The 15,635-nt window shown below is 65.9% G+C and carries 11 protein-coding genes; 3 read left to right on the forward strand and 8 right to left on the reverse strand.

The annotated features are described in order from the left end of the window. The first annotated feature begins 148 nt into the window (after positions 1 to 148). Positions 149 to 1,606, forward strand: a complete 1,458-nt coding sequence (locus tag ORI27_RS13600; protein ID WP_265997395.1) for a bifunctional aminoglycoside phosphotransferase/ATP-binding protein — start codon at positions 149 to 151, stop codon at positions 1,604 to 1,606. Positions 1,607 to 1,639: 33 nt separating this feature from the next. After that, entirely contained in the window at positions 1,640 to 3,934 is a 2,295-nt protein-coding gene (gene ppsA / locus ORI27_RS13605; protein WP_265997396.1) for a phosphoenolpyruvate synthase, read from the forward strand. 39 nt (positions 3,935 to 3,973) lie between these two features. On the opposite strand, the gene ORI27_RS13610 is transcribed toward ppsA, so the two are convergent. From ORI27_RS13610 to ORI27_RS13645, 8 genes are all read right to left on the reverse strand, one after another. Further along, positions 3,974 to 5,395 carry a WS/DGAT/MGAT family O-acyltransferase gene (locus ORI27_RS13610; RefSeq protein ID WP_265997397.1) on the reverse strand — a complete coding sequence of 474 codons (1,422 nt, stop codon included), beginning with the start codon at positions 5,393 to 5,395 and terminating at the stop codon, positions 3,974 to 3,976. Between the two features lie 197 nt (positions 5,396 to 5,592). Next, complete coding sequence (locus ORI27_RS13615) at positions 5,593 to 6,885, reverse strand: MFS transporter (protein WP_265997398.1); 1,293 nt, start codon at positions 6,883 to 6,885, stop codon at positions 5,593 to 5,595. Positions 6,886 to 7,027: 142 nt separating this feature from the next. Continuing rightward, a complete protein-coding gene (locus ORI27_RS13620; RefSeq protein ID WP_265997399.1) occupies positions 7,028 to 7,396 on the reverse strand; it encodes a response regulator in 369 nt (122 codons plus the stop codon). Positions 7,397 to 7,447: 51 nt separating this feature from the next. Continuing rightward, positions 7,448 to 10,324 carry a CHASE domain-containing protein gene (locus ORI27_RS13625; RefSeq protein ID WP_265997401.1) on the reverse strand — a complete coding sequence of 959 codons (2,877 nt, stop codon included), beginning with the start codon at positions 10,322 to 10,324 and terminating at the stop codon, positions 7,448 to 7,450. Between the two features lie 204 nt (positions 10,325 to 10,528). Beyond that, the gene (locus ORI27_RS13630; protein ID WP_265997402.1) at positions 10,529 to 11,329 is read right to left on the reverse strand and encodes an ABC transporter permease; all 801 of its coding nucleotides are present in this window, start codon (positions 11,327 to 11,329) and stop codon (positions 10,529 to 10,531) included. Further along, positions 11,329 to 12,150, reverse strand: coding sequence for an ABC transporter permease (locus ORI27_RS13635; protein WP_265997404.1), 822 nt, complete (start codon positions 12,148 to 12,150; stop codon positions 11,329 to 11,331). Before ORI27_RS13635 ends, ORI27_RS13630 begins: the two co-directional genes overlap by 1 nt. Positions 12,151 to 12,159: 9 nt before the next feature. Then, positions 12,160 to 13,353 carry an ABC transporter substrate-binding protein gene (locus ORI27_RS13640; protein WP_265997405.1) on the reverse strand — a complete coding sequence of 398 codons (1,194 nt, stop codon included), beginning with the start codon at positions 13,351 to 13,353 and terminating at the stop codon, positions 12,160 to 12,162. A 15-nt stretch (positions 13,354 to 13,368) separates the two neighbouring features. Further along, entirely contained in the window at positions 13,369 to 14,391 is a 1,023-nt protein-coding gene (locus tag ORI27_RS13645) for an ABC transporter ATP-binding protein (RefSeq protein ID WP_265997406.1), read from the reverse strand. 171 nt (positions 14,392 to 14,562) lie between these two features. Here ORI27_RS13645 and ORI27_RS13650 point away from each other — a divergent pair, with 171 nt between their 5' ends. Next, complete coding sequence (locus ORI27_RS13650; RefSeq protein ID WP_265997408.1) at positions 14,563 to 15,285, forward strand: glycoside hydrolase domain-containing protein; 723 nt, start codon at positions 14,563 to 14,565, stop codon at positions 15,283 to 15,285. Positions 15,286 to 15,635 lie beyond the last annotated feature (350 nt).

Genomic DNA, 15,635 nt, shown 5'->3' on the forward strand with positions numbered 1-15,635 from the left:
GGGCGCCGATGGCACGTGCCAGAAGTCACTTCGCTCGCGAAACGTACCCGTAAGGCCTTTGTGCTCTCAACGCAAGGGACCTTGCACCCGGGTGAAGTGGCCGTAGGGCCGCTGTGTGCGTGGTCGTGGCGGGGCAAGGATCAAAGCCATGGGATGGCACCCGCAGATCGCCGAGACGCACACCGGGATGGTGTTCCTGATCGGCGACCGGGCGTACAAGGTCAAGAAACCCGTCGTCACCGATTTCCTGGACTTCTCCACCGTTGAGCGCCGCGAACATGCCTGTGCCCACGAGCTCGTCCTCAACAGCCGGCTGGCGCCGTCCAGCTATCTGGGCATCGCTCATTTCACCGCGCCGGGCGGTGATCCCGAACCGGTCATCGTCATGCGCCGCCATCCCGACGAGAAGCGGCTGGCGACGATGGTGCGCACCGGCGGGCCGGTCGAGGACCACCTGATGGCGGTGGCGCTGGTGCTGTCACGTTTCCACGCGTCGGCCTCGCGTGGGCGTGAGGTTGATGCCCAGGGCAGGGTGGACGCGATCACGGCGCGCTGGCAGGAGAACCTGGGCGAACTGCAGCGCTACGCCGACGGTGTCGTCCCGGGGACAGACCCTGAGCTGGTAGCCGAAATCAATCGACTGGCAAGCGATTTCATCGCCGGACGCTCGGTCTTGTTCGCCAGGCGCATCGGGGACCACAAGATCGTCGACGGCCATGCCGACCTGCTGGCCGACGATATCTTCTGCCTCGAGGACGGTCCGGCGATGCTGGACTGCCTGGAATTCGACGATTCTCTGCGCTACGTCGACGTCATCGACGACGCGGCATTCCTGGCGATGGACCTGGAGTTCCTCGGCCGACCCGACCTGGCCGAACTGTTCCTGAGCAGTTACACCAGGCTTGCCGAGGACGACGCGCCGGCCTCCCTCGGCGACTTCTACATCGCCTACCGCGCCGTCGTGCGAGCCAAGGTCGACTGCGTGCGCTACACCCAGGGCGTCGGTTCCGCGGCCGACGACGCCCGCCGTCATCTGCAGATCGCCCGCGACCACCTGCGGGCCGGTGCGGTGCGGCTGATCCTGGTCGGGGGCGGCCCGGGCACCGGAAAAACCACGCTGTCCCGATCACTGGCCGAAGAGTTGGGCGCAGAGGTGATCTCCACCGACGACGTGCGTGCCGAGATGGCCCGGCTCGGTGAGATCACCGGCGCGCCGGGGGTGCTCGACGAGGGCCTCTATACCCGAGAGAACATCGACGCGGTGTACGACGGCGTGTTGCGCCGGGCCCACCTGGAGCTGTCCGAAGGACGCAGCGTGGTCCTCGACGGCACCTGGCAGGATCCGCGGCATCGCGAGCTGGCCCGACGGCTGGCCGCCGATACCGGCGCCGTCGAGGTCGAGCTCGCCTGCACCGCACCACTCGACGCCGCTGTCGCCCGGGTCCACAGCCGGGCACAGACCACCTCGCAGGTGACACCCGAGATCACCACCGCCTTGGCCGACCGGGTCGGGGACGGGTGGGCCGGGGCCCACCGCATCGATACCAGCGGTGTGCAGGCCGACTCCGTGGCCCACGCCAGGGAAATCTGCACCATGGCCATTTGAGCAGTCCCGCAGCAACACTGGAGGAGATCACAGATGCCGAGCCACTACGTCGAAGACATCGCCGACCTGAGGATGAGCGATGCGGAGGAGGCCGGCGGCAAGGGTGCCAACATGGGCGAGATGGTGTCCGCCGGGCTGCCCGTACCGCCCGGCTTCGTGCTGCTCAGGGATTGCTACCTGGCGTCGACGAAGGCCGCCGGCATCGCCGACGAGCTCAACGCCGCGCACCGGGAGGCCATGACACAGGTCAGCGATACCGACAAGCTGACCGAGCTGTGTCAGCAGATGCAGACCCTGGTCCTGAACGCGGGTATGGCCGAGGATGTCCGCGAACGGGTGCTGGCCGCCTACCGGCGGCTCGGGTCGGGCACCATCGTCGCGGTGCGTTCGTCGGCCACCGGAGAAGACGGTGCCGACGCGTCGTTCGCCGGCATGAACGCGACCTTCACCAATATCAGCGGCGAGGACGGTCTGCTTGACGCCGTCCAACGCTGTTGGGCGTCGCTGTTCAGTCCCCGGGTGGTCGCCTACCGGGCCAGCCGGGGATTCTCCGCGGACCCGGCGATGGCGGTGGTGGTGCAGACGATGATCGCCTCGGAGCGCGCCGGTGTGGCGTTCACCGCCGACCCGACCACCGATGCCGAAGACCGGGTGGTCATCGAGGCAGCCTTCGGTCAGGGCGAGGTCGTGGTGTCCGGCTCAGTTGAGCCGGACACCTACGTGGTGTCGAAGGAGACCGGTGAAATCCTGTCCCGGCGGATCGGATACAAGTCTTTCAAGATCATTCGTGGCACCGACGGCAGCGACCAGAACGTCGAACTGTCCGAGGCTGACCGCCAGGCGCCGGTGCTCTCCGACGACGACGTGCGGGTGATCGCCGAGATCGCGGTCAGAAGCGAGCGGCACAGCGGCTGTCCCCAGGACACCGAGTGGGCGATCGCCGACGGCAAAACGTGGATCGTGCAGACCCGCCCGATCACCACGCTGCACCGGGTGGGGAAACCAGCACCGGAGACCCACGAGGTCGTTGCGCAGGGGCTTCCTGCGGTGCCCGGCGAGGCATCCGGAGTCGTGCGGGTGCTGACCGATGTCGCCGACGGCGCCCGCCTTCAGGACGGCGAGGTGCTGGTGGCGCAGATGACCAACCCGGACTGGCTGCCGACCATGCGCCGGGCCTGCGCGCTGGTGACCGACACCGGCGGAATGACCTGCCACGCGGCCATCGTTGCCCGTGAGCTGGGCGTGCCCTGCATCGTGGGGGCGCGGACCGCGACCACCGATCTGCAAGACGGCATGGTCGTCACGGTGGACGGCACCCATGGCCGGGTGCTCAGCGGCCGCGCGACCGGGGGAGCCCAGAGCGCACCCGTCGCACAGCCGGCGGCGGTGGCGGCCAGTGCCACCGAGGTGACGGCGACCAAGATCTACGTCAACCTGGCGATGCCCGACAGCGCCGAACGCGTTGCCGCGACCGATGTCGACGGAGTCGGGTTGCTGCGGGCGGAGTTCATCCTCACCGATGCGCTGCGCAACCGGCACCCGCGCGACCTCATCGCCCGGGGCGAGCAGGAGACGCTGGTGGACGCGCTGGCCGCGGCGGTCGGCCGGATCGCCGGGGCGTTCGCACCCCGGCCGGTGGTCTACCGGGCGACCGACTTCCGCACCAACGAATTCCGCGGACTGCAGGGCGGGGAGACCTACGAGCCCGTCGAGCACAACCCGATGATCGGCTACCGAGGGTGCTACCGTTACGTCAAGGAGCCCGACGTCTTCGCCCTCGAGTTGCGCGCGCTGGCCCGGGTTCGTGAGCAGAATCCCAACCTGCACTTGATGATTCCGTTCGTGCGCACGCGCTGGGAGCTCGAGGAGTGCCTGGCGCTGGTCGACGCCAGCCCGCTGGGGCGCCAGCGGGGTCTGCATCGCTGGGTGATGGCGGAGGTTCCGTCGGTGGTGCACTGGCTGCCCGAATACGTCGGCATGGGCATCGACGGAGTGTCGATCGGCAGCAACGACCTGACGCAGTTGATGCTCGGCGTCGACCGCGACTCCGATTTGTGCGCGGAATTGTTCGACGAGTCCGATGAGGCGGTGCTCGACGCGATCGGTCGTATCGTCTCGACTGCCCGCAGACTGGGCATAACAGCCTCGCTGTGCGGTCAGGCACCGTCAACCAAACCGGCGTTCGCCGAATACCTTGTGCGGATGGGCATCACATCGATCTCGGTCAACCCCGACGCCGCCGAGCGTGCCCGTCGCACGGTTGCCGCAGCCGAGCGACGCCTGCTCCTGGAAGCGGCGCGGGCCGGTAACGGCATCCGCCCGGAATGACCGATCCCCGTGGCCGACGGCCAAGGCCGTCACGCTGAGTCAGCCGTTGGACAACAGCAGCAGATCGCCTTTGCGGCGCGAACGCCCACTGGCTTTGGCCAGACGATGCAGCCGCTGCACCCCGCGTTCGATGCCGACGGCGAGCTCATGCACATCAGGGGCGGCGTCGAAGTCGACCAGCAGGCCGAAGGCCAGTTCGTCGACATAGCTGAATATCGCGATGCCGGTGCGGAAACCCACGGCGATCGGCGGGATGGGCAATAGGCGAAGAACCTTGTGCCCCATCATCGTCACCGGCTGGCGTGGTCCCGGCACATTGGTCACCACGGTGACCACCGATCGCTGTGGAAGCCGTGACAGCAGGCGCACGGTCCACGCCGTCACAGGAAACGGAACCAGGTTCGTCGCCCACATCAGGATGCTGCCGGCCTGGCGCTGGCCGCTGGACTTGGCCACCGAGAGCCGGCCGTGGACGGCCCGCAGCCGTTGCAACGGGTCGGCGACGTCGACCGGAAGCAGGGGCAACATCAGCGATACCCGATTGTCGGACACGTCCATGGCGTCGGAGCCGCGTACCGATACCGGAACCAGGGTGCGCAACGAGTCGGGGCGCGGCTGCAGGCCGCGACGCAACAGCGCGGCCCGGTAGCTGTCGGCGACCGCGGCCAGCGCGACATCGTTGATGGTGGTTCCCCAGGTGTGGGCGATCTCTTCGACATCGCGCAGCTTCACCACCGCCGAGCCGTATCGGCGCAGATCACCGACCGGCCCGTTCAGCGAGGACGGTGCGGCCGGGCGCAGCAGGCTGGCGGTGAGTTCGGCGGCACCGCCGGCGGCCCGCAGCGCGACCTTGCCCGCACCGACCGTGAACCGTACCGAATCACCCACCCAGGTCAATGGATTCAGGCTGGGTAGCGACAGACCGGATCGGCGGCTGTCGCGCTTTGCGGCCCCGATGGCGGTGGCGAAGCTACCGACGTTGCTGTCATCGCAGAGCGCGGTAAGCAGGTTGGCAGCCGCAATCCCGTCGGCCAGCGCGTGATGCACCTTGATCAGTAACGCCCAGCGGTCCTCGGCCAATCCCTCGATCACCCAGCACTCCCACAGTGGCCGGGCTCGGTCCAGCCGGCGTTCCATGATCGTGGCGATCTCGGCCGACAACGCCGCGTCGTCACCGGGCGACGGAAGTGCGGTGCGACGCACGTGATGGGCGATGTCGAAGGTCGGATCGTCGGCCCACTCCGGTGCGGCCAGATCCCAGGGGTGGGTGCGTAGCACCTGGGTTGACCGCGGGTTGGTCAAGACGCGGGAGCCGACCGTGTCCCGCACTGCACCGAATTCCGGTGGGGGACCGGCCAGCACCGCGACGCCGCCGATGGCGAGGCTGATGTGACGATCGGTGTCCTCGAGTTGCAGGAACCCGGCATCCAACGTCGTGAGGTGGTTGACCTTTCCCGTCATCGTCGGCCTTTCACTAACCCTGTGGGTCAGTGTGCCGGGGTGCACGCGGCCTCGGCAGGGCCGGAAGTCACCGGATGACGGGCTTCGTCGTCCGGGAGAGAAGTGGAGGCCCGGGCTGCCGCGGAGTCGGGTGTTGCGCGGCAGCTCGGGGCTGACTGGGATATCGACGGCCGTTCGGCCCGCGTTACCGCCGCTGACTACCTACCTGGGCGGGGGACCGGCTGGAGGTCGGTATCGGTGAAGAACTCGAGCAGGTACCGGCTCTCCTCGATGTCGCCGATCGTGCGCCGGGCCTTCTTGCGGGTGATCAGGATGCCGACCACGGCCAGTGCCCACACCGCATACTGCACGCACCACGCCAGCCGGAATGACTCGAAGGAGTAGCCGCCCACCGCGCCGATGATCATGCCCATCGCCTGCATCACCAGCAGCGAGGCCAGGAATCCGCCCATGTTGACCGCGCCTTGCGCGGTGCCGAGCGTGGACTTCGGGTTGAAGGTGCGAGCGAAGTCGAACCCGACCATAGACCCTGGCCCGCCGACGGAGATCACCACGATCAGCACGACCAGTAGCCAGCGCGGTGTCGGCGACGGGAGCGCGAGCACGACGGTCCACATCAGGGCGTTACTGCCGATGATGCCCAGCACCAGCCGCGAGCGCCGGTGCGGATGACGGCCGGTGATGATCCCGATCACCACACCGGAGACGATCGCCGCGACCACCGAGATGCTGAGCAGCGTGCCAGCCTCGGTGCGCGAAAGTTTCTGCGCCACCGTGAGATACGGAACACCCCACATCAGCGCGAACACCGTCACCGAGAACTGGGTACCCATGTGGGTGAAGAAGCCCAGTCGGGTGCCGGGCCGCATCCACACCGTCTTCACGCTGGCCAGCGTTTCGCGCACACTGGTCACCGGGTCGTGGACGGTCACCCCGGTCGGGGTGTTCTTCACCAGCAGCAGGGTCAGTACCAGCGAGAGCACGCCGAGGGCCGCGACGGCGATATAGGCCGTCGTCCACCCGGACCCGATCAGCAGCGACAGGAACGGCACCGCGGACAACACCTGGCCGAGCTGGCCCGAGATGCCGGTCAACTGGGTCACCAGCGGAATCTGGCGCGGTTTGAACCAGTGCGGGACCAGGCGCAACACCGAGATGAAGGTGAAAGCGTCACCGAGCCCCACCACAGCCCGAGCGGCAATCGCGGTGGGCAATGATTCGGTGAGTGCCAGCGCCAGCTGCCCGGCGACCATCAACGAACCGCCGGACAGGATCATCACCTTGGATCCGAAGCGATCCAACAGCACCCCGGCCGGGATCTGGGCACTGGCGTAGACGATCACCTGCAGCACCACGAATGTCGACAACACGCCGGGGCTGGCCGAGAACCGGTTGGCGGCGTCCAGCCCGGAAACCCCGAGTGTGGTCCGGTCCAGAACGGCCACGATGTAGGCCAACAACCCCGTCGACCACACAATCCAGGCCCGCACTGCGCCCCACCCTCTCGTCGATCCGCCGCATCAATCATCTCTCGGCGATGCAAATTCATTTCCGACGTGCCCGCGTCCGGCTGCTAGCGGCCATCGCGAGGCGGCAGTGGTCGGTGGGAGAAGACCAGGCCTGGCCTGAGTGCTACAGATACTTCTTGGCTGCGCGCAGGATGTCGTTGATCTTGGTTTCGCTCTTGATGAAGTAGTCCTTCGCGCCAAGCTCGAGCGCCTGGTTCACGATGTCCTTCTGTCCGAGATTGGATGCCACGATGACCGGAATCCCGATGGTCTCCGGGTCGGCTCGCATCTCCTTGAGGATCTCGATGCCGGACCTCTTGGGCATCAGCAGATCGAGCACAACGATGTCTGGCCGGGCGTCCTTGATCCGTTGCAACGCGGACTCCCCGTCGGGGAACGTGATGGCCTGCCACTCTTTGTTCGCCGACAACTTGAGTTGGTAGGCATCCAGGAGGAACGCGTCGTCCTCGAATATCACGATGGTATGAGTCATGTGATCAGACCTCCGTTGGTGACGCTGCACGGTGCGATTGGCGGGCGCGGATCACACCCTGTCGAGTGAGGACGGGCCAAATCTCACCTCGCCTTCGTGGGCGGGGCTGCCGGCCAGCGGCAGGGTGAAGCAGAACGTCGTCCCGCGACCCTCGACGGACTCGAAACTGATACTGCCACCGGATAACTCGACGATCGACTTGACCAGATACAGACCCAGTCCGTTCCCGTCGGTCTGTTTGTCGAGGATGTTCTCGCTGCGGAAGAACTTCGAGAACACCCGCTCCCGCTGGGACGCGGGTATCCCGTAGCCGTGATCGGTGATCGTGAACACGATGTCGGCGTCGCGCTGCTCGATGGAGATCTCGATTTCCGACTCGTCGGGCGAGTACTTGCTCGCGTTGGTCACCAGGTTCACGATGACCTGCCTGATGAGCACCGGGTCGATGTTGATGTCCGGCAACCGCTCGGCGTGCACGATGATCCGCTGTCGTCTCGGCGCCACCTCGACGGCGACCTCGTCGAGGACGCTGTTGGTGAGCTCGGCCAGGTCGGTGGGCACCGGCGCGACGGTGAGACGGCCCGATTCCAGGCGGGAGACATTGAGCAGCGCGGTGACCAGGTCGGACAGGCGATCGTTGCTCTTGATCAGCTTCTGCGCGATGTCGAGTTGCTGATCGCTGAGTCGGCCGACCGTTTCGGGATCGGTCAGAATGTCCAGCAGCCAGCCTTGTGCGGTGATCGGGGTTCTGAGTTGGTGGGAAGCGACGGAGAGGAACTCGTCCTTGGCCTTGTCGAGCCGGCGTTCCTCGGTGATGTCGCGGAGTATCTCGATGGCCCCGAACAACTCGTTGTTGTGGATGAGGGGGGCGACGCTGACCAGTGCCGGAAAGCTGTTGCCGTCTGCGCGCCGGTAGTGCACGACGGCGTTGGCCGTTCGCAGGCGGTCTTGCAGTGCGGCCTCGATGGGGCGTTCGGCGGCCGGGTAGGGCTGTCCGTCCTCCTGGTAGGCGATCAGGACGTCCCGGTAGTGCTTGCCGAGCAACTGCGCTTCGTCGGCCCGCAGGATCGCTTCAGCCGCGGCATTGATCCGTTCGATCACGCCGCCGGGACTCACGACGATCATCGCTTCGATGATCCCGTTGAGGAGCATCTCGTCCTTCTTCTGTTCCAGCAGTGCGGCATCTCGCTCGCTGGCCAGATCCTCGGTGAGCACATTGGCGATCGAGACGGCGCGCTGGCGCGAGGACGCCAGGAAGTACGTCGCCAGTGCCAGTGCGATGCTGACAGTCAGGCCGCTGAAGAGGACGAGCCGTGCTCGATAGGTGTCTTCTCGCGGGATGTAGCCGGGTGTCGCGGTGAACCGCAGCAGCCACGTGTGGCCGCCCGTACTCAGCTCCTGAACGGTGCTTGGCCCGGATCCGCGATCAGCTCCGAGAGCTTCGCCGTACATCCTGTTGTCCTCCAGCAGGGCTTCGGGATCACTGGGGTCCTGGTCGAAGACCTCGAGCCGAATATTGGAGAACTGGTTGCCGATGGCGGCGTCCAGGAAATCGTTCATCCGGAACGGGCTGTACACATAACCCTGGATATCGGCGATGCGCTCGGCGACGGTGTCCGGTGAGCTTCCGCGCCGGTACACCGGCTCGTATATCAGGAAGCCTCGCTGTGTGCGAGATTCGATCTCCTGCAGCAACAGCACGGCGCTCGACATAGCGGGCTCGCCGCTGTCGCGCGCCCTGGTCATCGCGTCCCGGCGAACCGCCTCCGAGAACATGTCATACCCGAATGCCCGCTGGTTGCGCGCGTCGAACGGCTCGAGGTAGATGATCGCGGTGTAGACATCTCGGATCGGCTCCAGCGGGAAGATCGAAAATTTCGGGAATCCCTCCGCGCGAACGCTGTTCTCGACCTCAGCGAGTTGATCTCTGTCGAGCACCACGGCATATCCGAACCCTTGGACACCGGGGTAGTCCCGCGCCAGGTTCAGACCGTCGACATAGGCTTTCCAGCTCGCGCGATCGACATCTTCGGAGGCGGCGAAGAGACTCGCCCCGCCCTTGAGTGCCTTGATGTCGCTGTTCAAATGCGACTCGACAAGATATTGCATCGTCTGGACATCCGAGTCGAATCGGACCGAGAGTTGGTTCTTCGCATCGGACTGGGCTATGCGCCACATCAATCCGGTAAGCGCGAGCAGGACGAACAATACGGCGAAGAACAGACCGGCCCCCCAACCCATTCGGCGGACCAGCCGGTGAATCGCCCACCGCTGCTCGCCGACGGCGATCGCGACCGTGAGCAGCGTGATGCTGAGCGCGGCAGGGACTCGAACCTTACGCAGAAGCGCCAACGGCGCCGAAAGATCCTCGCCGTAGGCGTAAACGATGACCGCGCTGACGCCGAGAAAGAAGGCGGCCAGAACGAACGCCTCGGCTATGACTCGTGCGGCGGTGCTCTTCTCCTGGAGCATCTTGAGAAGCAGTGCGCCGCAGAGCAAGGTCGCTCCGAACGCGGCGAGTTGGCTGATGAATGGTGCCGGACCGCGGAACACGTGGACCGCGTCGGGTTCGCTGACGGCGGAGAGCGGGCCCAGCCATACCGCCGCCGTGATGACACCCAACAGGGTGAGACCGGCGGTGATCAGGTGGAGCGTCGGCCGGGCCGGGGTGCGCAGGTACAGGATCCAGATCGCCATGCCGATGAAGCCAAACGCGATTGCCGCACCGAGGTATTCGGGTACCAGCGGCGGGGGTGTCGACTGCAGCGTGCCGCCCAGCAGCCAGTACGCCACGCTGATGACGCCGATGGCGGCCACCGCGAGCACGATGAGCCCGATCGTCGTCCGGGTGGAGCCGTACCGGCCACCCAGGCAACGCAGGCAACGCAGGCCGGCTCCGGCCGAGTCCTGCTGGCTTACCGGCGACATCGCCCCGGGCGCCGAGACCAGGCCGGCGGTCTAGCGAGTCGGTCGACAATCAGACCGTGCCACATGAACTACCCCCCTTGCCAAACCCGTTGGCGAGCGGGTGCATGGCACTGTGCACTGCATACTAATTCGAGCGGCTCCGGGCGATGGCTGATCCGTCAAATCCATCCCGGCCGCGCGACTCGCCCGGCTTCGCTGCTCCGGCTAGACCCGGGTCGAGGCCGGATCCCCGCCGAAGCGCTGCGCCAGCCACACCGGGATCACCGCGAGCAGGGTCAGGGTCGCGGCGACCACGTTGATCACCGGGGCCTGATTGGGCCGGAACAGGTTGCCGAAGATCCAGATCGGCAACGTCTGTACCGTCGGGCCCGCAGTGAACGTGGTGACGACGATCTCGTCGAAGCTCAGCGCAAACGCCAGGATCGCGCCCGCCAGCAGTGCGCCGCGCATCATCGGAAAGGTCACGTAGCGAAATGTCTGCCAGCCCGACGCACCCAGGTCGGCCGAGGCGTCCTCGAGGCCGGTGCCCAGCCGGCGCAGCCGCGCCTGGGTGTTGTTGAAGACGATCACGATGCAGAAGGTGGCGTGCCCGACGATGACCGTCGCCAGCCCGAGCGTCACCCCGAGAGCTGAGGTGAACGTCGCGTTCAGCGCGATACCGGTGACAATTCCCGGCAGCGTGATCGGCAACACCACCAGAAAGCTGATGGTCTGCCGGCCGAAGAACTGGTATCGCTGCACGGCGAAGGCCGCCATGGTGCCCAGCACCAATGCCAGTGCCGTCGCGCACAGGCCGACCACCACCGAGTTACCCAGTGAATGCCACATGCCGTCACTGGCCCAGGCATCGGTCCACCACCGCGTGGTGAACCCGGTGGGCGGAAATGCGAACGTCTTGGACGAGTTGAACGCGTTGACGACAACCAGAAGCAGTGGTGCGTAGAGGAATACCAGGACCAGCACGGTCCAGCCCCGGACCAGTCGGCGCATCGCGGTGGACAGCATCAGACGTTCTCCAGCGCGCCGGTGCGCCGCATGGCCAGCAGGTATGCCACGATCGCGGCCAGCGGGATCAGTGACAGTGCCGCCGCCAGCGGTTGGTTGTTGGCGGTCACCAGTTGTCCGTAGATGATGTTGCCCAGCATCTGGGTCTTGCCGCCGACGATCGTCACCGCGATGTAGTCGCCCATCGATAGCGAGAACGTGAAGATCGAACCGGCGGCGATGCCGGGAAACACCAACGGCGCCACGACGGTTCGCAGCGTGGTCAGATCGGAGGCGCCGAGGTCGGCGCTGGCGTCGATCAACGGGTCCGGCACCCGCTCGAAGGCGGCGAACACCGGGATCACCATGTACGGCAGCCACAGGTAGGCGAGCGTGAGCACCGTGGCGATGAGGCCGTAACCCGGGGTGTAACCCGCAACCCAGTGCAGCGGGCCTTCCGGGGACAGCAGCATCCGCCAGGCGTAGGCCTTGACCAGATAACTCGCCCACAGCGGTGTCGTCACCGCGACCACCAGGGCCAACCGCATCCGCGGTGAGGCGACCTTGGCCATGTACAGCGCCAGCGGAACGGCGAGCACGATGCAGATGGCGGTGACCGACAGCGCGACTCCGAGCGTACGCAGCGTGACGGCGCGGAACACCGCGTCAGTGACCACCCGGACGATGTTGTCGCCGGTGTAGGTCCGCACCACCGCCCCGGTGAAGCTGTTGGTGCTCCAGAAGGCCGAAAGTAGCAGTACACCAAGCGAACCCAGGTAGGCGACCACCAGCCAGGCCAGCGGAGGGATGAGCAGGAAGGCGAGGCGGATGCGCCGGTTCACCGGAGTGTGTCACCCCTTGATCTGCTGCCACTTGTCGACCCACTCGTCGTAGGCCGTGCAGTTGTCACCGCTGCCGTCCACGCACTGCTTCTGCGGCGTGGTCCAGTAGCTGATCTTCTCCGCGTAGCCGGGGTCGGTCGCGTGATACGTCTCGCAGAACGTCTTGTCGGTGGTGAACTCGCAGGCTTTGGTCTGTGCCGGAGCCTCGCCGAAGTATTCAGCGACCTGCGCGTTGATCTCCGGGGAGGTGATCCAGTCCATCCACTGGTACATGCAGTTGGGGTTCTTGGCCTTCGACGAGATCATCCAGGTGTCCGACCAGCCGGTGGAGCCCTCCTTGGGCAACACGGTGGCGATCTTGACCTTGTTGTCGGACGTGAGCATGTTGGCGATCACCTGCCAGCTGGTGCCGATCACCGAGGTGCCGGACTCGAAGGCCTGGACCTCTTTGGTGTAGTCCGACCAGTATTCGCCGATGTTGGCGTGCTGCTCCTTGAGCAGGTCGACGGCGGCGCTCAGCTGGTCTTCGGTGAGCGCGTACGGATTCTTGATCCCCAGTTCGGGTTTCGCCTTCGACAGGTAGAGAGCGGCGTCGGCGATGTAGATCGGGGAGTCGTAGGCGGTCACCTTGCCCTTGTACTCGGGCGCGCCGGGGAACACCGCGCCCCAGGTGTCGGGGGAGTCCTTGACCACGTCGGTGTTGTACATCAGCAGGTTGGCGCCCCAGCCGTGCGGAATGCCGTACATCTGGCCATCGACGGAGTTCCATTCCTTGTCCTTGAGGAACGAGGAGATGGTCGCGTAGTTGGGCACCAGCGCGGTGTTGACCGGGGCGACGTCCCCGGCGTAGATGAGTCGCAGGGTGGCATCGCCGGAGGCCGAGACACCGTCGTATTGGCCGGTGCGCATCAGCTGCACCATCTCATCGGAGGTGTTGCCGATCTTGATGTTGACCTTGCAGCCGGTCTTCTGCTCGAACGGGTGTACCCAGTCGACCTCGGAGTCGTTGGATCCGTCCTCGGCGTAGCCGGGCCAGGCGATCAGGTTGAGCTGGCCTTCGCCCTGGCCCAGTGCCGACAGCGGCTCCATCTTGGGTGGTGCCGTAGAACTGCCGCCCCCGGAGGTGTCGGAGCTCGAGCAGGCGGCGACCAGTGCGGCGCAGGCGGCCAGCGCAACGCCGAGGCGACGGGTGGTGGTTCTCATGGCGAGCTCCTTCTCTCATTCGGACAGGGATCTGACGGCACCGGGTGGCCACGCCAGCGCGACGGTCGAGCCGTGTGTGATGTCGGTGGAGGCTTCGGCCGACAGCAGCGTTGCGGTCAGCCGGACTCCGGACGTATCGGCGGCGACCCGGGTGATCGGGCCCGAGTACACCACTTCGGCGACTTGTGCTGTGACACCGCGCATTCCGGTTGGTATTGGTTCGTCTGGTGCCAGCAGTTGGATCCGCTCGGGGCGGATCCCGAAGGTGCCGGACCGGCCGAGGAGGGCCTCGGCGGTCGCTCCTTCGACGACGTTGGAGGTGCCGACGAAATCGGCCACGAACCGGTTCGCCGGGTTCTCGTAGACTTCGCGCGCAGCGCCGACCTGTTCGATGCGGCCATTGTTGAACACCGCGAGCCGGTCGCACAGCGAGAGCGCTTCGTCCTGGTCGTGGGTGACGATCACGAAGGTGATGCCGACTTCACGCTGTATCGCCTTGAGCTCCACCTGCATCTGTTCGCGCAACTTCAGGTCCAGGGCACCCAGCGGCTCGTCGAGCAGCAGCACCCTGGGCCGGCCCACCAGGGCACGAGCCAGCGCGACGCGCTGTTGCTGTCCACCCGACAACTGAGCGGGCTTGCGGGCGGCATGGCCGGACAGTCGCACCATGTCCAAGGCCGCCGCGGTGCGCTCTTTGCGCTCGGAGCGGGCCACCCCTTTGACCTTGAGCCCGTATTCGACGTTCTGGGCCACCGTCATGTGCGGGAACAAGGCGTAGTCCTGGAAGACGGTGTTGGTGTCCCGCTTGGCCGGCGGCAGCGCGGTGACGTCGGCGCCGCCGAGGTGAACGGTGCCCGCCGTCGGCTGCTCGAAGCCGGCGATCATCCGCAGCACGGTCGTCTTGCCCGACCCCGACGGGCCGAGGATCGCGAACAGTTCTCCATCGGCGACCGAGAGGTCCGCGCCCTCGACCGCGGTCACCTCGCCGAACACCTTCCGCACCCCGCGCAACTCGATCTGTGGTGCGGCTGACGGCATGGATGGATCGTACGGATTGCGTTGTCAAAGTGCAGGCTGATGATGGGAATCGCCGGTCGCTGGACGCCTGCGCCACCGGATTCGCGATCAAACGTCAATTGCCAGGAGGTGATGCAGATGTGACCGGTGGCGTTGATGAGATCGCTGAGGTTGTTGTCGTATTCTCCAGGTGTGTCTTTGTCGCGCCGCGACGTGCTGAAGTTGGCCGCCGCAACCCCGGCCGCGCTGGGCCTGGGGACGCTGGCGTCGACGCTGGCTCCGCCCACCGCCGCGGCCGCTCCGCTGGGCGTGCTGCTGGACTACGCCGCCGGTGTGATCAGCGCCCGGGACTTGAAGGCTTCCGGTGCGCTCGGCGCCATCAGATACGTCTCCGACCGGCGCCCGGGCGGCGACTGGATGCTGGGCAAGCCGATTCAGCTGCCCGAGGCCCGCGATCTTTACCAGGCCGGGCTGAAGATCGTCTCGAATTATCAGTTCGGCAAGCAGGAGACCGCGGATTGGCTCGGCGGCCAGCAGGCCGGCGTGATCCACGCCAAGCGGGGTTGGGCGCTGCACACCGCCGCGGGTGGGCCGGTCGGTGCCCCGATCTACGTGTCCATTGACGACGATCCCAGCCTCGACCAGTACAAGTCCCAGGTCGCGCCGTATCTGCGCGCCTGGGAGTCGGTGATCGGTCACCAGCGTGTGGGCGTCTATGCCAACTCCAAGACCATCGACTGGGCGCTGCAGGACGGCATCGGATCGTGGTTCTGGCAGCACAACTGGGGCTCGCCGAAGGGCTACACGCATCCCGCCGCACACTTGCATCAGGTCGAGATCGACAAACGCAAGGTCGCCGGCATCGGGGTGGACCTGAACAACATCATGAAGCCTCAGTTTGGCCAGTGGGACTGATGCAAAACACAAAACTTACCGGCTAGTAAGGATTTGCCAGCAAACTTGCTGACGCCATTCCGGTGAACGAATGTCGACTGAAAAACCGAGCAAGTGCTTGGCTGGACGCCTCGCCGCTCGGTGGCCGACAGTAAATCCGAATGTAACGATTGGATAACAATCGTGCCTTGATCTGCACTGTTGCGCCTACTCAACCGTAACCACCTGCATGCAGGACGTTTGTCCCGGAAGGTCTCGGCGGCCGTTCGGCCCCGTGTTACCCATTGTGCTGTTACCCGTGCGTAGAACTCGCCAGTAACCGATACCGGGCGGAAAATGGTGCTGGTTCTTATGCCACTCTTAGTACAGCC

The organism is Mycobacterium pinniadriaticum, assembly GCF_026242045.1.
Taxonomy (GTDB): Bacteria; Actinomycetota; Actinomycetes; order Mycobacteriales; family Mycobacteriaceae; genus Mycobacterium; species Mycobacterium pinniadriaticum.